This is a genomic window from Streptomyces sp. AHU1, from assembly GCF_045343905.1.
GTDB classification, from domain to species: domain Bacteria; phylum Actinomycetota; class Actinomycetes; order Streptomycetales; family Streptomycetaceae; genus Streptomyces; species Streptomyces triticiradicis.
The window spans coordinates 2893042-2913612 of sequence record NZ_CP174283.1 but is presented as its reverse complement, the minus strand read 5'-3'; the positions used below and the strand labels follow the sequence as shown (position 1 = coordinate 2913612).

General features: G+C 73.9%; 17 protein-coding genes, 1 other RNA gene and 2 pseudogenes. 10 read left to right on the top strand and 10 right to left on the bottom strand.

Translation table 11 applies throughout. The features are described from left to right. The first annotated feature begins 10 nt into the window (after nt 1–10). Nucleotides 11–961 carry a 3-oxoacyl-ACP reductase gene (locus tag ACICHK_RS13195; RefSeq protein ID WP_406837035.1) on the top strand — a complete coding sequence of 317 codons (951 nt, stop codon included), beginning with the start codon at nt 11–13 and terminating at the stop codon, nt 959–961. Between the two features lie 133 nt (nt 962–1094). On the opposite strand, the gene ACICHK_RS13190 is transcribed toward ACICHK_RS13195, so the two are convergent. Beyond that, nucleotides 1095–1265 (bottom strand): hypothetical protein, encoded by a 171-nt coding sequence (locus ACICHK_RS13190; RefSeq protein WP_406837034.1) that lies wholly within the window; start codon nt 1263–1265, stop codon nt 1095–1097. Between the two features lie 951 nt (nt 1266–2216). Continuing rightward, nucleotides 2217–3470: pseudogene (locus tag ACICHK_RS13185) on the bottom strand (hypothetical protein); the annotation flags it as partial. 278 nt (nt 3471–3748) lie between these two features. Here ACICHK_RS13185 and ACICHK_RS13180 point away from each other — a divergent pair. From ACICHK_RS13180 to ACICHK_RS13170, 3 genes are read left to right on the top strand one after another with little or no spacing between them, the layout of a single operon-like run. After that, nucleotides 3749–4600: a Nif3-like dinuclear metal center hexameric protein gene (locus ACICHK_RS13180; protein WP_151468269.1), complete on the top strand. Its 852-nt coding sequence runs from the start codon at nt 3749–3751 to the stop codon at nt 4598–4600. Next, complete coding sequence (locus ACICHK_RS13175) at nt 4597–5340, top strand: zinc ribbon domain-containing protein (protein WP_192582313.1); 744 nt, start codon at nt 4597–4599, stop codon at nt 5338–5340. Before ACICHK_RS13180 ends, ACICHK_RS13175 begins: the two co-directional genes overlap by 4 nt. Nucleotides 5341–5352: 12 nt before the next feature. Beyond that, on the top strand, nt 5353–6789 hold the full coding sequence (locus ACICHK_RS13170) for a bifunctional RNase H/acid phosphatase (RefSeq protein WP_406837033.1): 1437 nt from the start codon (nt 5353–5355) through the stop codon (nt 6787–6789). A gap of 36 nt (nt 6790–6825) precedes the next feature. On the opposite strand, the gene ACICHK_RS13165 is transcribed toward ACICHK_RS13170, so the two are convergent. The 3 genes from ACICHK_RS13165 to yaaA all read right to left on the bottom strand — a co-directional run bounded on the left by ACICHK_RS13165 (nt 6826) and on the right by yaaA (nt 9303). Further along, nucleotides 6826–7626 carry a helix-turn-helix domain-containing protein gene (locus tag ACICHK_RS13165; RefSeq protein ID WP_406837032.1) on the bottom strand — a complete coding sequence of 267 codons (801 nt, stop codon included), beginning with the start codon at nt 7624–7626 and terminating at the stop codon, nt 6826–6828. A gap of 59 nt (nt 7627–7685) precedes the next feature. Beyond that, nucleotides 7686–8330, bottom strand: coding sequence for a bifunctional 4-hydroxy-2-oxoglutarate aldolase/2-dehydro-3-deoxy-phosphogluconate aldolase (gene eda, locus ACICHK_RS13160; RefSeq protein WP_406837031.1), 645 nt, complete (start codon nt 8328–8330; stop codon nt 7686–7688). Between the two features lie 172 nt (nt 8331–8502). Then, nucleotides 8503–9303 (bottom strand): peroxide stress protein YaaA, encoded by an 801-nt coding sequence (gene yaaA, locus ACICHK_RS13155; RefSeq protein WP_406837030.1) that lies wholly within the window; start codon nt 9301–9303, stop codon nt 8503–8505. Nucleotides 9304–9691: 388 nt separating this feature from the next. Between yaaA and ACICHK_RS13150 the strand changes: the two genes are divergently transcribed. The 4 genes and pseudogenes from ACICHK_RS13150 (at nt 9692) to rnpB (ending at nt 13487) form a co-directional block, all read left to right on the top strand. Then, nucleotides 9692–11125 carry an RNB domain-containing ribonuclease gene (locus ACICHK_RS13150; protein ID WP_406837029.1) on the top strand — a complete coding sequence of 478 codons (1434 nt, stop codon included), beginning with the start codon at nt 9692–9694 and terminating at the stop codon, nt 11123–11125. A 181-nt stretch (nt 11126–11306) separates the two neighbouring features. Beyond that, nucleotides 11307–12128: an AraC family ligand binding domain-containing protein gene (locus tag ACICHK_RS13145; RefSeq protein ID WP_406841213.1), complete on the top strand. Its 822-nt coding sequence runs from the start codon at nt 11307–11309 to the stop codon at nt 12126–12128. 50 nt (nt 12129–12178) lie between these two features. Next, a pseudogene (locus ACICHK_RS13140) lies at nt 12179–12958 on the top strand (DMT family transporter); the annotation flags it as partial. Nucleotides 12959–13073: 115 nt separating this feature from the next. Beyond that, nucleotides 13074–13487, top strand: an RNA gene (rnpB, locus tag ACICHK_RS13135) — RNase P RNA component class A. 185 nt (nt 13488–13672) lie between these two features. On the opposite strand, the gene ACICHK_RS13130 is transcribed toward rnpB, so the two are convergent. Beyond that, a complete protein-coding gene (locus tag ACICHK_RS13130; protein ID WP_406841212.1) occupies nt 13673–14071 on the bottom strand; it encodes a MazG-like family protein in 399 nt (132 codons plus the stop codon). A gap of 182 nt (nt 14072–14253) precedes the next feature. Next, nucleotides 14254–14799 carry a DoxX family membrane protein gene (locus tag ACICHK_RS13125; protein ID WP_151473218.1) on the bottom strand — a complete coding sequence of 182 codons (546 nt, stop codon included), beginning with the start codon at nt 14797–14799 and terminating at the stop codon, nt 14254–14256. 132 nt (nt 14800–14931) lie between these two features. Between ACICHK_RS13125 and ACICHK_RS13120 the strand changes: the two genes are divergently transcribed. Further along, the gene (locus tag ACICHK_RS13120) at nt 14932–15258 is read left to right on the top strand and encodes a nuclear transport factor 2 family protein (protein WP_151473219.1); all 327 of its coding nucleotides are present in this window, start codon (nt 14932–14934) and stop codon (nt 15256–15258) included. Between the two features lie 111 nt (nt 15259–15369). On the opposite strand, the gene ACICHK_RS13115 is transcribed toward ACICHK_RS13120, so the two are convergent. Further along, nucleotides 15370–16173 carry an ABC transporter ATP-binding protein gene (locus ACICHK_RS13115; RefSeq protein ID WP_406837028.1) on the bottom strand — a complete coding sequence of 268 codons (804 nt, stop codon included), beginning with the start codon at nt 16171–16173 and terminating at the stop codon, nt 15370–15372. 90 nt (nt 16174–16263) lie between these two features. Next, nucleotides 16264–17727, bottom strand: coding sequence for an ABC transporter permease (locus ACICHK_RS13110; protein WP_406837027.1), 1464 nt, complete (start codon nt 17725–17727; stop codon nt 16264–16266). A gap of 226 nt (nt 17728–17953) precedes the next feature. On the opposite strand from ACICHK_RS13110, the gene ACICHK_RS13105 reads away from it, so the two are divergent. Next, the gene (locus tag ACICHK_RS13105) at nt 17954–19243 is read left to right on the top strand and encodes a D-alanyl-D-alanine carboxypeptidase family protein (RefSeq protein ID WP_406837026.1); all 1290 of its coding nucleotides are present in this window, start codon (nt 17954–17956) and stop codon (nt 19241–19243) included. A gap of 291 nt (nt 19244–19534) precedes the next feature. On the opposite strand, the gene ACICHK_RS13100 is transcribed toward ACICHK_RS13105, so the two are convergent. Beyond that, nucleotides 19535–20545, bottom strand: a complete 1011-nt coding sequence (locus ACICHK_RS13100; protein ID WP_406837025.1) for a Gfo/Idh/MocA family protein — start codon at nt 20543–20545, stop codon at nt 19535–19537. Nucleotides 20546–20571 lie beyond the last annotated feature (26 nt).

The following is a 20571-nucleotide window of genomic DNA, read 5'->3' as shown; positions in this document are numbered from 1 at the left end:
AAGGACCTCGATGTCACTGCCACTCGAAGGGCTCACCGCGATCGTCACCGGCGCGGGGCGCGGACTCGGCCGGGCCGAGGCGCTGGAACTCGGCCGGCTGGGCGCGGCCGTCGTCGTCAACGACCACGGCCGGCCCGGACGGGACGGTTCGGGCGAGGCCTCGGCCGGACCGGCCGAGGAGGTCGCCGCCGAGATCCGGGCGGCGGGCGGCCGGGCCGTCGCCCACACCGGGGACGTCTCCGACCACGAACAGGCCCGCGAACTGGTCGGGGCGGCCGTCACCGCGTTCGGGAAACTGGACATCCTGGTCAACAACGCGGGCATCCTGCGCGACCGGATGGTCTTCTCGATGACCGAGGACGAGTGGGACTCGGTCATCAGGGTGCATCTCAAAGGGCACTTCAACACCACCCACTTCGCCTCCGTCCACTGGCGGGCCCGCTCCAAGGCGGCCGGCGGGCCCGTCCACGGACGGATCGTGAACACCTCCTCGGAGGCGTTCCTCGCGGGCTCCGCCGGACAGCCCAACTACGCGGCGGCCAAGGGCGGGATCGTCGGCCTGACCACCTCGACGGCGCTGGCGCTCGCCAAGTACGGCGTCACCGCGAACGTCATCTGTCCCCGCGCCCGCACCCGGATGACGGAGGACGTCTTCGCCGGGTTCGGACTGCCCGACGACGGCCTCGACCCGCTCGCCCCCGAGCATGTCGCCCCGCTCGTGGGCTACTTGGCCTCACCGGCCGCCGCACACGTCAACGGCCAGCTCCTCGTGGTGCACGGCGGCATGGTCGCGGTCGTCGAACGGCCCAGGGTGGCGGCCAAGTTCGACAGCAAGCAGGACACGTTCAGCCACGACGAACTCGACGCGCTGCTCACCCCGTACTACGCGGACCGGCCGCGCGGCGAGACGTTCGCGGCGGCGGAGGTGCTCGGGCTCAAACGGGAGGGCTCTCCTCACTGAAACGGGAGGGCTCTCCTCGCCGAGGGGAGCCGGACGGCACTCGCGTGTGGGACTCGGGGAGCCCCGCACGGGTACGGCCCCGCTCGCCTGGTGCGAGCGGGGCCGTGTGCCGGGTCGGCGTGCCGTGGATCCGTCAGGCCGTGGTGACCGGCTGGCCGGACGGCTTGCGGTGGCGGCCCTGAGGGGCCGCCTCGCCGTCGTGGCCGGAGACCGGACCGCGGTGTCTGCCGTGGCCCTCGGACTCGGTCGCCGACGTCTCGTGGACGTCCGCGACCGGCGCTTCCATGGTGCTGGAGTCGTTCATTGAAGTGTTCACCCCGTATGCAAGATCCTTCTTTACAGCCGGGGGAGTCTAACGTGCGGTCACCGCACGGAAGTCGGAGGGTGACGTTTCTTCGCCCGTAGTGCCCTTTTCCTCCCCGCCTGTGTGAGGCACCGCACCCGGACCGCCGGAGAACGGGGCGGCTCCGTTCCCGGTCCCCCCGGTCCCGGCGGCGGGACCCGTACCGGGCGGGGGCGTTTCGGCGACCTTGGTCCAGAGGCCGGGCCCGGTGGCGTCGGCCCACGGGTTCGGCGGGAGCGGTCCGGCGGGCTCGGCACCCGGACCCGCGACGGCCGGGAGCGGCTCGGCGGTGCGGGTGCCGGGGCCCGTGAGGGGCAGGAGCGGCTCGGCCGACGAGGGTCCGGCGGGGGCGGCCGCGATCCCGTCGGCACCGGCACCGGCGTTCGCGGGGACACCGGCAGGGGTGCTCGCGGAGACGCTCGCGCCGGTATCGACACCCGCGGAGACACCCGCGGAGACGCCCGAGCCGGTCCCCGGAACCGGACCGGTACCGGCCCCGGCATCGGCGTCGGTGTGCGTGTCCGTGTCGGTGTCCGTGTCGAGATCGGCACCGGTTCTCGTGACCGGCGGAAGCGGCTCGGCCGTTTCGGTGCCGACGGTCATGCCGCCCGGGAGCGTTCCGTCGGCCCTGGTCCTGAGACCCATGCCGGGCGGGGGCGTCTCGGCCACCTTGGTCCAGAGGTCCGGCGCGGTCGTGGGCGTTCCGGCGGGCTCGACCCGGCGTCTTTGTCCGGGCGCGACCGGCAGGGGCACCCTGGTCCAGCGGCTCGGCCGGGGCCGGGCCGGGGTGGTGGCCTCGGGGGCGCGCCGCGCGACCGGCCGGAGCGGTTCGGCCTGCTCGTCGGCGGTCCGTTCGGCGGGCGAGGTCCTGGAGGTGAGGCTCGTCACCGTCGACAGCGCCTGCCGGCCCTCGGGCACGGGGCCCGTACCGGCGTGCGGTGGCCGGGGACCGTCGACGGCGCGGACCGTCTCGTTCCGCGGGGCCGGGAGCGCCCGGGGCGGCGCACCGGCCGACGGGCCGGTCCGCAGGGGCGCCTGCTGGAGGGGGACCGGTGGCGACGCGGGGCGGCCGGAGGAAGCAGGGTCCCCCGTGCCCGGCACCCTCACCCCCTCGGGCGCCTCCAGTCGTGCGACGCCGCACGGGACGCCCCGTGTGACGTACGGCAGGCGGAGCACCCCCTCCACGGTCCACAGTCCGGTGCCGGGCAGCCAGCCCTCGGGCGCCGGCCGGTGGTGGACCCGGCGCTCGGACGGGCGCCACATGCCCACCCAGGTGCCGCCCGGTCCGTCGACGCGCAGGGCGACCGCGCAGGACTCCGGGGTCAGCACCTGGCCCGGCTGGATCGCGAACGGGGTGATCGAACAGCCCGTCGCGTTCAGACAGTCCGGGAAGCGCACGGGCAGGGCGCTGCCGAGCACGCCCCAGCCGAGACGGGCCCGGCCGGGGGACGGCGCGTCGGACCGGATGAGCAGGAGTCCGCTGTCCGCGTCCGCGAGGAGCAGCCGGTCGTCGCTGTGCTCGGCGATCTGGAGGAGCGGCGACACCTCTCCGCCGCGTTCCAGGTCGACGACCACGGTCTTGGTGCGGCCGTCCTGGAAGCGGTCCAGCGCGAGCAGCCGGCCCGTGCCGTCCAGCCACACCCCTCCCGAGCAGTGGCCCGGCACCTCGGCCAGGTGCTCCGGGCCGAACGCGCCGCCCGCCACCAGCCACACCGCCGTCGACCCCCGGCCCACCGCGAGGGCGTACGCGCGTTCCCCGTCCGGCGCGGGCGGCAGCAGTCGCAGCACGGTGCCGGCGTCGGGGCACTCCACGGCTCCGAGCGGCAGCTCGCCGGTGCCCGGCCCGGTCGGGTACAGGAGGGAGAAGGCGTGGCGCCCGTCGTCCACGCGGTGGATCAGCACCCTGCCGTCGGTCAGCGGCAGCACCTCGGCGCCGGGCTCCTCCGGCTGCGGACCGGGCAGCGGTACGGCGTAGGGCTCGGGGCCGTCCAGCGTCCAGCGCTCCGGGTACCAGGACTCGCCGTCGCGGGCGAGCCGTGCCCCGTAGGCGCCGTCGGCGGTGATCACACAGCCGGGAGGGGCGGCCCACCGGCTCGCGGCGCCACCGTACTCGGCACCGTTCGCGCGCTCGCTCCGCACCAGGGGTTCTCTCGCACCGGCCGTCATCGTTCGGTCACCTCCGGCGACGAAGTTAGTTTTCGTACGCACAGGCGGGGGAGCGACGGGCTGCTGCTTCACACATAAGGGTGGCCGTGTTCGGATTCGCCTGAGGGAACGGGTCGGATGTGCTGGACGATGGTGGGAAGACGAGCGCCGGACGTGCCGGGAACCGCGTCCCGTCCGCCGCTGCCGGCACCGGCCCGGCACGTCCGCCGCCCGCCCGGGCGCGGGACCGGGCTCCGTGACCGGTCGGACAGGGACGTGGGGCAGGTAGCCTTTTCCCCGTGCCCCGTCTGTCTGAAGTCATCGCCGCGCTCGACGTCCTCTGGCCCCCCGAGCGGGCCGAGGGGTGGGACGCGGTCGGCACCGTCTGCGGCGACCCCGACCAGGAGGTCACGCGCGTCCTGTTCGCCGTCGACCCGGTCCAGGACATCGTCGACGAGGCGGTGAAGCTGGAGGCCGACCTGCTCGTCACCCACCACCCGCTCTACCTGCGCGGTACGACGACGGTGGCGGCCGGCACCTTCAAGGGCCGGGTCGTGCACACGCTGATCAAGAACGACATCGCGCTGCACGTCGCCCACACCAACGCCGACCGCGCCGACCCGGGAGTCAGCGACGCGCTGGCCGGGGCGCTGGACCTCAGGGTCGTACGGCCCCTCGTGCCGGACACCACCGACCCCGAGGGGCGCCGAGGCCTCGGCCGCGTCTGCGAGCTGGACCATCCGCTGACCGTGCGCGAACTCGCCGCGCGGGCCGCCGAGCGGCTGCCCGCCACCGCGCAGGGCATCCGCGTCGCGGGCGACCCCGAAGCCCTGGTGCGGACCGTCGCGGTCAGCGGCGGCTCCGGGGACAGCCTCTTCGACGACGTGCGCGCCGCCGGCGTGGACGCCTTCCTCACCGCGGACCTGCGGCACCACCCGGTGTCGGAGGCCCGCGCCCACAGCCCTCTCGCGCTGCTCGACGCGGCGCACTGGGCCACCGAGTGGCCCTGGTGCGAGCTGGCCGCCGCCCAGCTCGACGAGATCTCCGACCGGAAGGGATGGGGACTGCGCGTCCACGTCTCCCGGACGGTCACCGACCCCTGGACCGCCCACGCGGCCTCACCCAACGACATCTCAGGAGCCCCCAACTGAACGCCGCGCCCGCCGACCAGATCCGACTTCTCGACGTCCAGTCCCTCGACTCGCGTCTGCAGCAGCTCGCGCACAAGCGGAAGTCGCTGCCCGAGCACGCCGAGATCGAGTCGCTGAACAAGGACCTCGCCCAGCTGCGCGACCTGCTCGTCGCCGCGCAGACCGAGGAGAGCGACTGCGCCCGCGAGCAGACCAAGGCCGAGCAGGACGTCGACCAGGTGCGCCAGCGTGCCGTCCGCGACCAGCAGCGCCTCGACTCGGGCGCCGTCACCTCCCCGAAGGACCTGGAGAACCTCCAGCGCGAGATCGTCTCCCTCGCCAAGCGCCAGGGCGACCTGGAGGACGTCGTCCTCGAGGTCATGGAGCGCCGTGAGTCCGCCCAGGAGCGGGTCGCCGAGCTGACCGAGCGGGTCTCCTCCGTCCAGGCGAAGGCCGACGACGCGACCGCCCGCCGTGACGCCGCCTTCGAGCAGTTCGACGGCGAGACGGCCTCGGTCACCAAGGAGCGCGAGGTCATCGCCGCCACGGTGCCCGCCGACCTCCTCAAGCTGTACGACAAGCTGCGCCTGCAGCAGGGCGGCGTCGGCGCCGCCCGGCTCTACCAGCGCCGCTGCGAGGGCTGCCGCCTGGAGCTCAACATCACCGAGGTCAACGAGGTGAAGGCGGCCGCTCCCGACGCCGTGCTGCGCTGCGAGAACTGCCAGCGCATCCTGGTGCGCACGGCCGAGTCCGGCCTGTAGGGAGTCTCGTCCGTGCGGGAGTTCATCGTCGAGGCCGACGGAGGTTCCCGGGGCAACCCGGGGCCCGCGGGCTACGGTTCCGTGGTCATCGACGCGGCCGGCGGGGAAACGCTGGCGGAGCGCGCCGAGTACATCGGCGTCGCCACCAACAACGTCGCCGAGTACCGGGGCCTGATCGCCGGTCTGGAGGCGGCCCGCGACCTCGACGCGACCGCGCGCGTCAGGGTCCGGATGGACTCCAAGCTCGTCGTCGAGCAGATGTCCGGACGCTGGAAGATCAAGCACCCGGACATGAAGCCCCTGGCCGCGCGCGCGGCCGGGGTCCTTCCGGCCTCCCAGGTCACCTACGAGTGGATCCCGCGCGAGCGCAACAAGCACGCGGACCGGCTGGCCAACGAGGCGATGGACGCGGGCAGGCGCGGAGAGGCCTGGTCGCCGTCGGCGTCGACGGCCGAGCCGGCCGCGAGGGCGGCGCGGTCCGCGGTGCCCGAGCCCACGGGCCCGCCCGGGGACGCGGCGGCGGGCGCGGCGAAGGCCCGCGCGGCCCTGACGGGCACCCGCGCCGCCGCGCCCCGTGAGGGGCGCGGGGAACTGCGCGATCAGCCCGTGACGGGCGGCAGTCGGGCGACGGCGACGGGTGGCACCCCGTCCACCGGCGGCGAAGCCGGCAAGGCGCCCGCGGGGCCGGGTGACACCGGCCGAGCCGGAACGCCTGGTGACGCCGGCCGAGCCGGAAAGGCGGGCGACGACGAGCGGGCCGCGAGGAACGTGGCCTCCGGACGTACGACGACGCCCGCCGCAGGCTGGAGCGCACCCCCCGACATGGGCGCCCCCGCCACCTTCGTCCTGCTGCGGCACGGCGAGACCTCGCTGACCCCGCAGAAGCGGTTCTCGGGCAGCGGCGGCAGCGACCCCTCGCTGTCCGACGCGGGCCGGGAGCAGGCGGAGCGGGTGGCCGCGGCGCTGGCGGCACGCGGCACCATCCAGGCGATCGTGGCCTCGCCGCTGGCCCGGACCCGCCAGACCGCGGGAGTCGTCGCCGCCCGCCTCGGCCTCGACGTCGTCGTCGAGGACGGTCTGCGCGAGACGGACTTCGGCGCCTGGGAGGGGCTGACCTTCGGCGAGGTGCGCGAACGCCACCCGGACGACCTGGACGCCTGGCTCGCCTCACCGGAGGCCGAACCGACCGGCGGCGGCGAGAGCTTCGCCGCGACGGCGCACCGCATGGCGGCCACCCGCGACAAGCTGATCGCCTCCTACGCGGGCCGCACGGTCCTGCTCGTCACCCACGTCACCCCGATCAAGACCCTGGTACGGCTGGCCCTCGGAGCCCCGCCGGAGTCCTTGTTCCGGATGGAACTGTCGGCGGCGTCGCTCTCGGCGGTCGCGTACTACGCGGACGGCAACGCGAGCGTCCGGCTGTTCAACGACACCTCGCACCTGCGCTGACCCCGGCCGCGCCGGACCCGGCGCCGCACGGCGGCTTCACCCCCGCCGGGCGGCGCGGTCGCGGAGGATCCCGGCGGTCTCCCGGTCCGCCGGGAGGAACGCCTCCAGATGGAGTTCGGCGAGCGTGACGTCCACCGCGGTCGCGAACGACGTGAGGGTGGTGAGCAGTCTCAACTCGCCTTCCGGGCATCGCAGTCGCAGCGGCACGGCGAAGCCGAGGTGGTCCGCGCCGGGCTCGCTCACCGGTACGTACCGCGCCAACTCCTCCACCAGCGCGTCGAGGAGGGGATCGGGGCTGCGCAGGGAGCGGGCCCGCAGGTTCTCCACGATGTGCCGGCCCCAGGCGTCCAGGTTCACCACCCGTGGCGCCATCCCGCGCGGATGCAGGGCCAGCCGCAGCACGTTCACCGGAGGTTCCAGCAGCTCCGGCGCGGCCCCCTCGGACAGGACGTCGAACGCGGCGTTGGCGGCGACGAGTTCACCGCGCGGTCCCGCCACCACCGCCGGATACGGCAGATGCCCCTCGAGGATGCCGTCCAGCGCCTCGCGCACGGGCTCCAGCGCGGCCGCGTCGAGCGGGGACTCGGTGAAAGCGGGGGCGTAACCGGCCGCCAGGAGCAGCGCGTTGCGCTCCCGCAGGGTCAGGTCCAGCGACTCGGCGAGCCGGATCACGATCTCCCTGCCGGGCACCGAACGCCCGCGCTCGATGAAGCTGACGTACCGCTGGGTCGTGCCCGCCCGGGAGGCGAGCTCCAGCTGGCTCACCCGGCGGGTGCGCCGCCAGCGCAGCAACTCCCTTGCGAAGGGAGGGGGTTCGGCGGGGATACCGGTCGTCATGCGACCAGTTGTACGTCACGGGTACGACAGCGGCACGGCGGCACACTCGTCGCGCCCGGCTACCGCCGCAGTGCCGAGGCCGCCCGTGCCAGGTCCTCCACCCGGCGCCAGTCCCGCGCGGCGACCGCGTCGGCCGGAAGCATCCAACTTCCGCCCACACAGCCCACGTTGGAGAGCGCGAGATAGTCCTGGGCGCATTCGGGGCCGATACCGCCCGTCGGGCAGAACCGGGCCTGGGGGAGCGGCCCCGCCAGTGACTTCAGGTAGGCCGTGCCGCCGGCCGCCTGCGCGGGGAAGAACTTCATCTCGCGCACCCCCCGCTCCAGCAGCGCCACCACCTCGGAGGCCGTGGACACCCCCGGCAGGAACGGCACCCCGGACGCCCGCATCGCGTCCAGCAGTCCGTCCGTCCAGCCGGGGCTGACCAGGAAGCGGGCGCCCGCCGCCACCGAATCGGCCACGTGCTCCGGCGTCAGGACCGTGCCCGCGCCCACCACCGCGTCCGGCACCTCGTCCGCGACGGCCCGGATCGCGTCGAGCGCCGCCGGGGTCCGCAGCGTCACCTCGATGGCGGGCAGCCCTCCGGCCACCAGAGCCCGGGCCAGCGGCACCGCGTCGTGGACGTCGGTGACCACGACGACGGGGACGACGGGCGCGAGATCCAGGACGGAGGCGCGCGAGGGCGGGGGCGATGACGGCGTCATGCCCTCATCGTGCCCGGGGCGTGCATCATGCGCAAAGGTCATTGCACATGATGCAACGCTGATGGGGCGGCAAGATGCCCGTACGCCGCCCGACGACCGACGGACGGCCTCGCGACGGACAGCTTCGCGACGGGCGGCCGCCCGGTGGGCAGCCGCTCAGTGGGCGGCCGCTCTAGTGGATCTCCCGCACCACCACGTCGAGCGCCCACGGACTGCCCGCCCTGCCGGGGGCCTCCGCCTCCACCGTGTACCCGAGGTCCCGCAGCGCCTCCACCAGCTCCGCCGGGTCCTTCGGAGCGGCGTTCGCGGTGAGCAGGCTGCGGACGATCCGGCCCTTGGTCGCCTTGTTGAAGTGGCTGACGACGGACCGCTTCTCGACACCGTCCACCAGTCGCGCGTGCAGCACCCGTACGGTCGCCGTCCGCCCCGCCAGCTCGCCCTTGGGCTTCCACGCCGTCGTGTAGGCCGAGGAGCGCAGGTCCAGCACGAGCCCGTCGCCCGCGGCCTCGGGGAGCGCGGTGGCCATCGGCGCACGCCAGTGCGCGCCCAGCGCCCCGAGACCGGGCAGCTTCACGCCCATCGAGCAGCGGTACGAGGGGATCCGGTCGGTCACCCGCACCGCGCCCCACAGCCCGGAGAAGACGAGCAGCGAACTGCCCGCGCGCCGTCCGGCGTCGGCGTCCAGCGAGGCCAGGTCCAGGGCGTCGTACAGGACCCCCGTGTAGATCTCCCCGGCCGGGCGGGCGCCCGCGGTCCTCAGCTCCGTGTTCTTCGCGATCTCGCCCCGCAGGCCCTCGCTCAGTCCGAGGACCTCGCGGGCCTTCTCCTCGTCGGCCACGCACAGCTCGACCAGCTCGTCGAGGACCGCCCGGCGCGCCTCCGCGAGACCGGGCAGGGACAGCGACTCCGGCTTGAGCGCGGTTCCCCGGCCGGAGGGTGCCTTGCCCTCGGAGGGCGGCAGCAGCACGAGCACGGTTGGTTCTCCTCACGGTGGTACGGACCGCAGCCAGCCTACGGTCCCGACCAACCCACCTCCCCCACCCGCCTCTGCCCCCGACCTTGCCGGCCCCACCGGGGTCCCATCGGGCCCACCGGCCCTGCTGGGCCCACCAGCCCCACCAGCCCTGCTGGGCCTGCTGGGCCTACCAGGCCCCCGGGCTTGCCGAGCCCCCGGTCCCACCGGGTCCCCGGCCCTACCGGGCTCACCGGGGCCCCACCGGACCCACCGGCCCTGCCGGTTCCGCCGGTGGTCGGTCCCGTCGGTGCCGGTCGCCGGTGCAGCGGGCGTGAACCGGTGCCCCTCGCCCGGAGGGCGCCCCGCTCCGCGTGCCCGACGCGCGGCCCCGGCCTACGCTCGACCCATGCCCCGCCGCCACGTCCGCGTCACCGGCGCCCCGCAGGCCCCGTTGCGATCCGCTCTCCGCGCGCTGCGGACCGAGCTCGGCGTGCCCGGGAGTTTCCCGGCCGAAGCCCTCGCGGAAGTCGGGCCGCCGGCCCGGCTGCCCGCGTACGACGCGACGGACGTCCCCCTGTTCACCATCGACCCGCCGACGTCCGAGGACCTCGACCAGGCGATGCACCTCTCCCGCCGCGAGCGGGGCGGCTACCGCGTCCAGTACGCCGTCGCCGACGTCGCCGCCTTCGTGACGCCCGGCGGAGCCCTGGACGCCGAGGCGCACCGGCGCGTGACGACCCTCTACTTCCCGGACGGCAAGGTCCCCCTCCACCCGCCCCGGCTCTCCGAGGGCGCCGCGAGCCTCCTCCCGGGCCAGACCTGCCCGGCCGTCCTGTGGACGATCGACCTCGGCCCGGACGGACGCGCCGAGATCACCGACGTCCGCCGCGCCCTGGTCCGCAGCCGCGCCAGACTGGACTACGCGACCGCGCAGCACCGGATCGACGAGGGAACGGCGGAGGAACCGCTCGCCCTGCTCAAGGAGGTCGGCACCCTGCGCGAGGCGCTGGAGGCCGAGCGCGGCGGCATCTCGCTCGGCGTGCCCGAGCAGGAGATCCTCGAGAAGGACGGGACGTACGAACTCGCCTACCGGGCCCCGCTGCCCGCCGAGGGCTGGAACGCGCAGATCTCCCTGCTCACCGGGATGGCGGCGGCCGAGCTGATGCTCGACCACGGCACCGGAGTGCTGCGGACCCTGCCCGCCGCGCCCGACGGGGCGGTCGGACGGCTGCGCCGCACCGCCCTGGCCCTGCGCGTCGACTGGCCGCACCACGTCTCGTACGCGCAGCTCGTCCGCTCCCTCGACCCGCGCCTGCCGCACCACGCCGCCTTCCTCCAGGAGTGCACGACCCTGCTGCGCGGCGCCGGGTACACCGTCTTCCGGGACGGGGCGCTCCCCGAGGTCACCGTGCACGCCGCCGTCGCCGCCCCCTACGCCCACTGCACGGCCCCGCTGCGCCGACTCGTCGACCGTTACGCCTCGGAGATCTGCCTCGCGGCCGCCGCCGGTCTGCCGTCCCCCGAATGGGTCCTCGCGGCGCTCGACGCCCTGCCCAAGGAGATGGCCGAGGGCAGCCGGCGCGCGGGCACCGTCGAGCGCGAGTGCGTCGACATCGTGGAGGCCGCGCTCCTCAAGGACCGGGTCGGCGACCTCTTCGAGGCCTGCGTGGTGGACGTGACGGAACACGACCCCACGGTCGGGACCGTGCAGCTGGAGTCCCCGGCGGTCTTCGCCCGGATCTCGGGCGGTACGGTCCCCCTACCCCTGGGCGAACGTCTGCCCGTCCGGCTCGCCCGGGCGGACCCCGGGACGGAGAAGGTGCGGTTCGAACCCGCCTGATCCGGGAGCGCCCGCCCGATCCGGGGGCGGCCTCCGGCATGGAAACGGGGGACGCGCGTGTTGGCCCTGTGGAGCGGACACGGCGACCACGGGAGCGAGGGGGAGAAGTGCCATGACCGGACGGGGAGAGGCGACGGCCGGGACCGTGACGGAACCCGCGCGGCACCCCTCGAAGCCCTCCGTGAGGGAAGAGGCCCGCTGGACCCGGGCCGTCCTCGGCCGGGGCGGCCGGCCCCTGGACCTGCTGACCGCCCGCTTCGACCGGCACCGCTACGCCCCGCACACCCACGACGAGTTCACCATCGGCGTCAGCGTCGGCGGCTCGGAGCTCATCGGCTACCGGGGAGGCCAGCTGCGGACCGGTCCGGGATCCGTCGTCGTGCTGGCCCCCGGCGAGACGCACACCGGCGGTCCCGCCGCCTGCGACGGCTACGCCTACCGGGCCCTGTACGCGGAGCCGTCCCTGCTCTCGGAGGGCGCCGTCGGCGGCCTCCCGCACTTCAGGGAAGGGCTGCTCGACGACCCCGAACTCGCCGCCGCGCTGCGCGCCGCGCACACTGAACTGAGCACCTGTCCGGACCCGCTGGAGGCCGAGTCACGCCTCCCGTGGCTGCTCGCCGCGCTGACCCGGCGCCACTCCACGGCCCGCCCGGACCGCGACGAGATCCCCGGCGCCGCGCGCATAGCCGACGCCGTACGCGACCGCCTCGCCGACGAACTCCAGGACCCGCCCTCCCTCGCCGCCCTCGCCACGGACCTGGGCCTGTCCCGCTACCAGCTCCTGCGCGCCTTCCGCACGACGACGGGGATCCCGCCGTACGCCTGGCTGGCCCAGCACCGGGTGAACCGGGCCCGCCGGCTCCTGGAGTCGGGACTGCGCCCCGCCGAGGTCGCCGCACTCGTGGGCTTCGCCGACCAGGCGCACCTGACCCGGTGGTTCCGCCGGGTCCTGGGCGTGACCCCGGCGGCGTACCGCGCGAGCGTGCTGCCCCCCTCCCCCTGAGCGCAACAGCGTTCAAGACCCGCCGCCGGGCGGTGGCCGAGACTGCCCGTATGACTGCACGCGGCTGGTTCCTGTTCTCCCTGATGGGAGTGGTCTGGGGTATCCCCTATCTGTTGATCAAGGTGGCGGTGGAGGATCTCTCCCCGGCCACGGTGGTGTTCGCGCGCTGTGCTCTCGGCGCACTGCTCCTGCTGCCCTTCGCGATCCGGCAGGGCGGTCTGGTCCGCACCGTCCGGGCGCACTGGGCACCCATGCTGGCCTTCGCGTGCATCGAGATCATGGGCCCCTGGTTCACGCTGACGGACGCCGAGCGGCATCTGTCGAGCTCCACCGCCGGACTGCTGATCGCGGGCGTCCCGATCGTCGGCGTCCTCGCGGCCCGCTTCTTCGGCGACGCGGAGGTCCTGGGCGTACGCCGGATCGCGGGTCTCGTCCTCGGTCTGGCCGGCGTCGGCGTCCTGACCGTCCCGCACCTCACGGGCGGTGACGCCCGCTCCCTCGCCGAGGTGCTGCTCACCGTGATCGGCTACGCCACCGCCCCCCTGATAGCCGCCCGCCGTCTGAAGGACATCCCCACCCTCCAGCTCATCACCCCCTGCCTGACCCTGACCGCCCTGGTCTACGCCCCCGCCGCCGTGGCCGGCCGGCCCGCCGCGATGCCCTCGGCCGAGGTCCTGGCCGCTCTGGCGGGCCTGGGCGTGATCTGCACGGCCGTGGCCTTCGTCGCCTTCCTGGAGCTCATCAAGGAGGTCGGCCCGACCCGGTCGACGGTCATCACCTACGTCAACCCGGCGGTCGCGGTGGCGGCGGGCGCGGCCTTCCTGGACGAGCGCCTCACGGCGGGGGTCCTGGCCGCCTTCCTGCTGATCCTGGCGGGCTCGGTGCTGGCGACGGCGGCGGGACCGAAGAGGGACCGGCGCCCGGTAGCATGGTCCACACGGCAGACGAGCCGGGCGGACGGCCGCGTGGAGTCCCCTTAGGGGCTTCCCGAGGAACGTCCGGGCTCCACAGGGCAGGGTGGTGGCTAACGGCCACCCGGGGTGACCCGCGGGACAGTGCCACAGAAAGCAAACCGCCGAGAACTCCGGTTCCCGGTAAGGGTGAAACGGTGGTGTAAGAGACCACCAGCGCCTGAGGCGACTCAGGCGGCTAGGTAAACCCCACCCGGAGCAAGGTCAAGAGGAGCCGCTCTCTCGCGAGGGAAAGCGGCTCTGCGCGGACGTTCGAGGGCTGCCCGCCCGAGTCCGCGGGTAGACCGCACGAGGCCGGCGGCAACGCCGGTCCTAGATGGATGGCCGTCTCCCCGGCCGCCGCGAGGCGACCGGGCGACAGAACCCGGCGTACAGCCCGACTCGTCTGCCCTCTGGGCTCGGCCCCGGTCCACGGACCGGGGCCGAGCCCAGAGGCGTGTACGGACCCTGTTCCCGATGGTCGGTCCGCGACCGTGGACCAGGTCGTCCGCGGCTTCTTCCCCTCGTCGCGGGTCAGGCCCTCGGCCTCGACGCCGTCGCCGTGCGGGTCGGCCGGTGAAGTTCCCTTGCCCGTCAGGGGGTTGGCGGCGCGCTCGGGGACCCGTCGCGCGTCCCGCCGAGCGAGCGGTCGGCGACGGCCGCCAGCCGGGCGGTGAAGACCTCGCGGGCGTCCGGGGTGAGCGTGCGCAGCGCCACCATCGCCGTGATCACGACGTCGCACAGCTCCGAGCGGACGTCGTCCCAGGTGTGGCTCACTCCCTTGCGCGGGTTCTGGCCCGTCGCGCCGATCACCGCCTGGGCGACCTCGCCGACCTCCTCCGACAGCTTCAGCACCCGCAGCAGCAGCCCCTCCCGGCCGTCGTGCGCCCGGTCGGCGTCCAGCCAGGCGCGCAGCAGGTCGATCGTCGGCCAGGGGTCCGCGCCGTCGGCGGCGCGCCCGGCCGGAGTCCCGGCCCGGGCCGTGGTCGGCAGCCCGGCCGGGCCCGCGGGCGGGGCGTCCCGGGCGGGTCCGCCCGCCGTGCCGGCGCCGGTGCGCCCGGAGGCGTCGGCCCCGGTGTGTCCGGCGGGGGTGGGGCCGGTGCGCCCGGCCGGGTCGTCGTCCGCGGTGCGATCAGGCATGGGGCGAGCCTCCCCCGGGTCCGCGGGGCCGACGCCTACTCCTCGAACAGGGTTTCCTGCTTGCCCTCCCGCTCCTGGCGCACCCGCTTGTTCCGGACGCCCACGACGACCGCGGTGACCGCCGCCGTCGTCCCGAGGGCGACCGGCACCATCCAGCCGCGGTTCACGGCGTGGCCCATCAGGTGGTCGAGGGACAGCCGGCCCGGACCCGTCACCGCGAGGCCGGCCGCCGCCAGGCCGAGCGAGGCCGCGTGCTCGTAGCCGCCGTTCATCGCGAAGAACCCGTTCGGTACGTGCACGGCGGACGCGCCCGCCATCGCGCCGGCCGCCGCGGCACCGGCCGCGGGCGTGGCGAGGCCCAGCGCCAGCAGCGTGCCGCCGCCCGCCTCCGCGAGCCCCGCCGCCCTGGCACTCGCCTCTCCCGGCGCGTACCCCATGGCCTCCATGGCCTGTCCGGTTCCCTCGATGCCGCCGCCGCCGAACCAGCCGAACAACTTCTGCGCCCCGTGCGCCGCCAGCACACCGCCCGTACTCAGACGGAGCAGCAGCAGTCCCAGATCACGCCGGTCGATGCAGGTCACGATGACTCCCAGTCCAGACAGCGGCAACGGTTCCCTCCCGGGTGTCCACCGTCGCACCGATCGAACGTGCCCGACGCGCCTGCGCGGCCGTTCGGGTGGCGGGCGCGGGGGGCCGGTGTGAGCCTGACTGCCATGAGCATTCAGGTAACGAGACTCAGCGACCCGGCCGTCCGGGCCTTCGTCGCCGCGGTGAACGCCCACGACCGGAGCGCCTTCGACGCGCTGCTCACGCCCGGCGCCACCATGTCCGACGACGGCTCCGACCGTGACCTCGGCGACTGGACCGACCGGGAGATCTTCTCCTCGCGCGGCCACATGGACGTCGACAGCGAGTCCGCCGGCGGACGTTCCCTCCTCGTGCGGTACCGCAACGACACCTGGGGCGAGATGAAGACCAGGTGGAGCTTCACCGTCGACGAGGACGGCAGGATCAGCCGCTTCGAGACCGGCCAGGCCTGAACGCCGCCGGGCCGCTCACCGCGGTTCGGTGAGCGGCCCGGGAGGCGCGGGTGGGTGCGAAGGAGGAGCTGTGAGGCGGGCCGGGTGCGGGCGGCGGGGCCGTCGCGGGGCTCAGTGGCCCTGGGGCGCGCCGTACTGCTCCCGTGTGAACTGCTCGGGCGTGTACAGCTGTTGTGCGTACCGCCCCTGCCCGGGCAGGTGATCCGGGCCCTCCCCGGCGGGGACGGACCGGCGGGCGCCGGCCTGCTCGGTCAGGGTGATCTGCCCGGCCCTGATGGTCGCGAGGCGCGGCGCGCGGCGGGCGATGGACGAGTCGTGGGTGACCATGACGAACGTCAGCCCGTACTCGTGCCACAGCCCTTCGAGCAGTCCCATGATGTCGTCGCGGGTGCCTTCGTCGAGGTTGCCGGTCGGTTCGTCGGCGAGCAGCACCTTCGGCTTCTTGACCAGCGCCCGGGCGATCGCGACGCGCTGCTGCTGACCTCCGGACAGCTCGGTCGGGACGTGCGCGAGCCGTTCGCCGAGACCGACCGAGCGCAGTGCCTCGGCGGCCCGCTCGCGCCGCTCGGCCGGCTTGACCCCGAGGGGGACGAGGGCGGTCTCGACGTTCTCCTGCGCGGTCAGCGTCGGGATGAGGTTGAACGACTGGAAGATGATGCCGATCTTCTCGGCCCGCAGCCGGGTCAGCTTGGCCTCGCTGATGGCGGCGAGGTCCACGCCGTCCAGCTCGACGCCGCCGGAGGTCGGCCGGTCGAGACCGCCGATCATCTGCAGCAGCGTCGACTTGCCGCCGCCGGTGGGGCCCTGGATGACGAGCTGGTCGCCGTCCTCGATGGTGAGGTCGATGCCGCGCAGCGCCTCGACCGTCTCCTTGCCCCGCGTGTAGCGCTTGGTGACGCCGGTGAGCTTGTACATGAGGTTTCTCCGAGGATGAAGGGGTGGGGGCGCCGCGGCCCGGGGGAGTGGCCGCGGCGCCCCCGCTCAGGGGATGTGGCCGGGGACGGGTTACGAGACGCTGCGGAGCGCGTCCGCCGGGCGCATCCGGGAGGCGCGCCAGCCGCCCATCGCGCCGGCGATCAGACCGCCGGTGATGGCCAGGCCCGCGGCGAGCGCGATGGTGGTCACCGAGACCGGCGCGGTGAGGGCGATGTCGACGGTGTTCTTGGCCGCGGAGGCCGCCCCGCCGGGGCCGCCCGGACCGCCCATGCCGCCGGGGCCGCCCGCGCCGCCGGTCGAGCCGAGCTCCGCCGTCAGCTTCGGGCTGATCGCGGTGACGGTGTAGGCCGCGGCGAGCCCGAGGGCGATGCCGAGGGCGCCGCCGAGCAGTCCGTTCACGATCGACTCGCCGACGACCTGCCGGGTGACCTTGCGGGAGGGCCAGCCGAGCGCCTTCAGGGTGCCGAACTCGCGCACCCGGCGGGAGACGGCGGAGGAGGTGAGCAGCGCCGCGACGAGGAAGGCGGCGATCAGGACCGCGACGGACAGCCACTTGCCGACGCTCGTGGCGAGGTTCGAGGCGGTGGACAGCGAACCGGAGACGGTGTCCGCGAGGTCGGCGGAGGTGGTGACGGTCGTCCCGGAGATGTTCTTCTGGATGGTCGCCTTGACCGTGGAGATCTGCTTCGAGTCGGTCGCCTTGACGTAGATCGTGGTGACCTTGTTCTTGGCGTCGCCGAGCGTCTGGGCCTGCTTCAGCGGCAGGTAGACGTCGGTGGCCGACTCGCTGCTGTCGGGCGTCGCGATGCCGATGACCTCGTACTTCTTGCCTGAGATCTTGAGGGTCGAACCGACCTTGTACTTGTTCTCCTTGGCGTACGACTTGCTGAGCACCGCGACCTTCGCGGAGGTCTGCGACGCCGTGAACGTCCTGCCCGTGGTGATCTTCGAGGTGGCCAGCGGACCGAGGTCCTGGTGGGTCACGTCGACGCCGGCGACCGAGTAGGAGTTCACGTCGAAGGAGGCGCCGCCGCCCTGCACCTGGGGAGCGCCGGTGCCGCCGCCCTGGCCGCCGGGCCCGCCCTGCTGGCCGGAGCCCGAGGTGGTGGACTTCGCCTTGCCCTGGGTGAAGGAGCCGTCGACCTTGGTGACGTTCAGGCTCAGCGCGCCCACCGCGCTCGCCACGCCCTTCTGCGCGGCGACCTCGGTGACGAGCGAGGACTTCAGGGACTGTCCGCCCTGTGTCATCACCCGGTCCGAGCTCTGGGTCTTGCTGCTGTCCGACTTGGCGTCGAAGTCGAACTTCGGCCGGCCCGAGGAGCCGCTCGTCGGCGCCGTCCGGGCCTTGGCGACCGTCATGTCCGTGCCGAGTCCGTACAGCGACTTCAGGACCTTGTCCTGGGCCTGCTGCATGCCGGCCGACACCGAGTTGACGGTGATCACCAGCGCGATACCGAGCGCCAGACCCAGGGCGATCACCAGCGCCGCCTTCTTGCGCCGGCTCAGTTCACGCTTGAGATAGATGCCAAACATCCCGTTCCTCAAAGGTTCTTGGCGCCCCTGTGGGCGCGGCCAAAAGCTATGGAGGAACCTTTGAGCCGGGCTGAGTGAGAGATGTGTGAGAGCTGAGAATCCGGACCCCGGAATCAATATTGGGTCAGACAGCCCATTCTCAGCCTTTCGAGGGCCCATTGCCAGGAAACCGCTGTTGAGTGGCCCCGCTGTCGGGCCTCTGGGACGGACTTTGTACGGTCCCGGGATGCGTGATTCTTCCGGGCTCTCCCGCCGTGCCGCTCTGGGCCTCGCCGCCGCCGTCCCCCTCGCCGCCGCGACGGCCGCCACCGCGTACGCCACGTCGACGATCGGCGGTGCGAGACTGGCCCGTTCCGGGGTCCAGGTGAGCGGCGCGTCGGGGCTGCCCGGGCACCTCACCGCCCGCTCCTGGCTGGTCGCGGACCACACCACGGGCGAGGTGCTCGCCTCGTACAACGCGCACCGGCGTCTTCCGCCCGCCTCCACCCTGAAGATGCTGTTCGCGGACGCCGTGCTGAAGAAGTTCGAGCGCGCCGAGACGTACAAGGTGGTCGACGCCGACCTCGCCGACGTCCCCGCGGGCTCCAGCCTCGTCGGCATCAAGCCCGGCATCACCTACACCGTCGAGCAGTTGTGGCAGGGCGTCTTCCTGCGCTCGGGCAACGACGCGGTGCACGTGCTCAGCCACATGAACGGCGGCATCCCGGCCACCGTCGCCGAGATGCAGGCGCTCGCGAAGGACCTGCAGGCGCTGGACACCCATGTGGTCAGCCCCGACGGGTTCGACCACAAGGGCCAGCTGTCGTCCGCGTACGACCTGGCGCTCTTCGCCCGGCACGGCCTCGCGGACGCCGACTTCCGCGAGTACTGCTCGATGAGGACCGCGGACTTCCCGGCCGGCGGCAAGAAGACCTTCCAGATCCAGAACACCGACCGCCTGCTGACCGGCGCGTGGGGGATGAAGCCGTACGAGGGCCTGATAGGGGTGAAGAACGGCTACACCAGCCACGCCGGCAACACCTTCACCGGTGCGGCGACCCGCGACGGACGGACCCTGCTCGTCACGGTGATGCACCCCAAGAGCGGCGGCAACGGCGTCTACGAGGAGACGGCCCGGCTGCTCGACTGGGGCTTCGGGAAGGGCGCGCACGCCGAACCGGTCGGCAGGCTGGTCGATCCGCTCAGCGAGCGCGGCGCGAGCAAGGCCCCCGCCCGGAAGGCCGCGAAGGCGGCGGCGGGCGCCCCGGCCCCGGCCGCGGCCGGGGAGTCGGACGGCGCGCCGTGGGGTCTGATCGGCGGGGCCGGGGCGGCGGTGGCGCTCCTGGCGGGCGGCGCGCTCGCGCTGCGCACCCGCAGGCGCCGGTCCGCCGGGGAGCGGGTCGGGACGGCCGAGACGACTGAGCCGGCCGAGACGACTGAGGTGACCGGGATGGCCGAGGCGGCTGAGAAGACCGAGACGGCCGAGGTGACCGGGGTGGCCGAGACGACCGAGGCGGAAGGCCCCCGGCAGGGCTGACGACGGTGGCGGTCGCTCCGCGGTCCGGTGCACACCTCGCGGCCTTGCGCGAGGTCCGCCCCCTCCCGGGCCGCGGAGCGACCGCCACCTCCCCCATCGGTGTGGACCGTGGTCGTACCGAAGTCGTGCGCTCCAACTGTGAAGCCCTGAAGGGGAGATGACGAGCATAAGCGCACCAACGGCTTATATGCTCCGGAGCGCGGACTTCCGTATGTGCGGATCGCGGCGTTTGCCGTTCCTTGGTGAACCGCGGGACTCCGCCGTACGTGGGACTCGGCCGCCGCCGGTCTCCTACGCCGTCGCCTCGCCGGGGTAGCGGACGCCGATGTGCTCCCGGATCGTGTCGAGCGTCCGCATCACGGCGAGGGTGCCGTCGAGCGGGACGAGCGGGGACTCGGTCTCACCGGCGCGCAGGGCGCGCATCACCTCGGCGGCCTCGTGCTTGAGGCTGTTGCGGGGGCCGGAGGCGGCGTCGGCGCGGAAGGTCTCCGGCTCGCGGCCGTCGCGGTGCAGGACGAAGTGGTCCGGGAAGAAGAAGCCGCCCGGGACGTCGATGCGGCCCGCGGAGCCGGTGACGGAGGCCGCGACGGGGGTGCCGCCGTTGATGGAGCAGTGCACCGAAGCCAGAGCGCCGCTCTCGTAGGAGAGCAGCGCACCCGTCTGGAGATCGACGCCCTCGTCGGAGAGCACCGCTCGCGCGACGATGTCCGAGGGCTCCCCGAGCAGCAGCTGCGCGAACGACACCGGATAGACCCCCAGATCGAGCAGCGCACCGCCGCCCTGCGCCGGGTCCCGCAGCCGGTGCGAGGGCGGGAACGGGCCCGCCAGACCGAAGTCGGCCTGCACCGTGCGCACTTCACCGATCACACCGTCGTCGACCAGCGCCTTCAGCCGCCGTACCAGCGGATTGCAGTACGTCCACATGGCCTCCATCAGGAAGCGGTCGCGGCCGCGGGCGAGCGCGACCAGTTCCCCGGCCTCCCGCGCGTTCAGCGTGAACGCCTTCTCGCACAGCACGTGCCGCCCCGCCTCCAGGCACATCCCGGCGGCCGCCCGGTGCGCCGAGTGCGGTGTGGCGACGTACACGACGTCGACGTCCTCGTCCGCGGCCAGCGACGCCCAGTCCCCGTACGCCCGCGGGATCCCGAACCGCTCACCGAACGCCTTCGCCGAGGCCTCCGACCGTGAGGCGACGGCCACCACCTCCGCGTCCGGCATGTCCACCAGATCCGCCGTGAACGCCGCGGCGATCCCGCCGGTCGCCAGAATCCCCCACCGCACGCGTTCACGCTCGTCCGTCATGCCCGCCCCTCGATCCGTGACTCCGA

Coding starts and splice junctions, on each gene's coding strand:
- ACICHK_RS13115 (WP_406837028.1), bottom strand. CDS start 16,173: ATGTACAAGCTCACCGGCGTCACCAAGCGCTACACGCGGGGCAAGGAG.
- ACICHK_RS13110 (WP_406837027.1), bottom strand. CDS start 17,727: ATGTTTGGCATCTATCTCAAGCGTGAACTGAGCCGGCGCAAGAAGGCG.
- eda (WP_406837031.1), bottom strand. CDS start 8,330: ATGACGCCGTCATCGCCCCCGCCCTCGCGCGCCTCCGTCCTGGATCTC.
- ACICHK_RS13100 (WP_406837025.1), bottom strand. CDS start 20,545: ATGACGGACGAGCGTGAACGCGTGCGGTGGGGGATTCTGGCGACCGGC.
- ACICHK_RS13120 (WP_151473219.1), top strand. CDS start 14,932: ATGAGCATTCAGGTAACGAGACTCAGCGACCCGGCCGTCCGGGCCTTC.
- ACICHK_RS13190 (WP_406837034.1), bottom strand. CDS start 1,265: ATGAACGACTCCAGCACCATGGAAGCGCCGGTCGCGGACGTCCACGAG.
- ACICHK_RS13195 (WP_406837035.1), top strand. CDS start 11: ATGTCACTGCCACTCGAAGGGCTCACCGCGATCGTCACCGGCGCGGGG.
- ACICHK_RS13150 (WP_406837029.1), top strand. CDS start 9,692: ATGCCCCGCCGCCACGTCCGCGTCACCGGCGCCCCGCAGGCCCCGTTG.
- ACICHK_RS13165 (WP_406837032.1), bottom strand. CDS start 7,626: ATGACGACCGGTATCCCCGCCGAACCCCCTCCCTTCGCAAGGGAGTTG.
- ACICHK_RS13105 (WP_406837026.1), top strand. CDS start 17,954: ATGCGTGATTCTTCCGGGCTCTCCCGCCGTGCCGCTCTGGGCCTCGCC.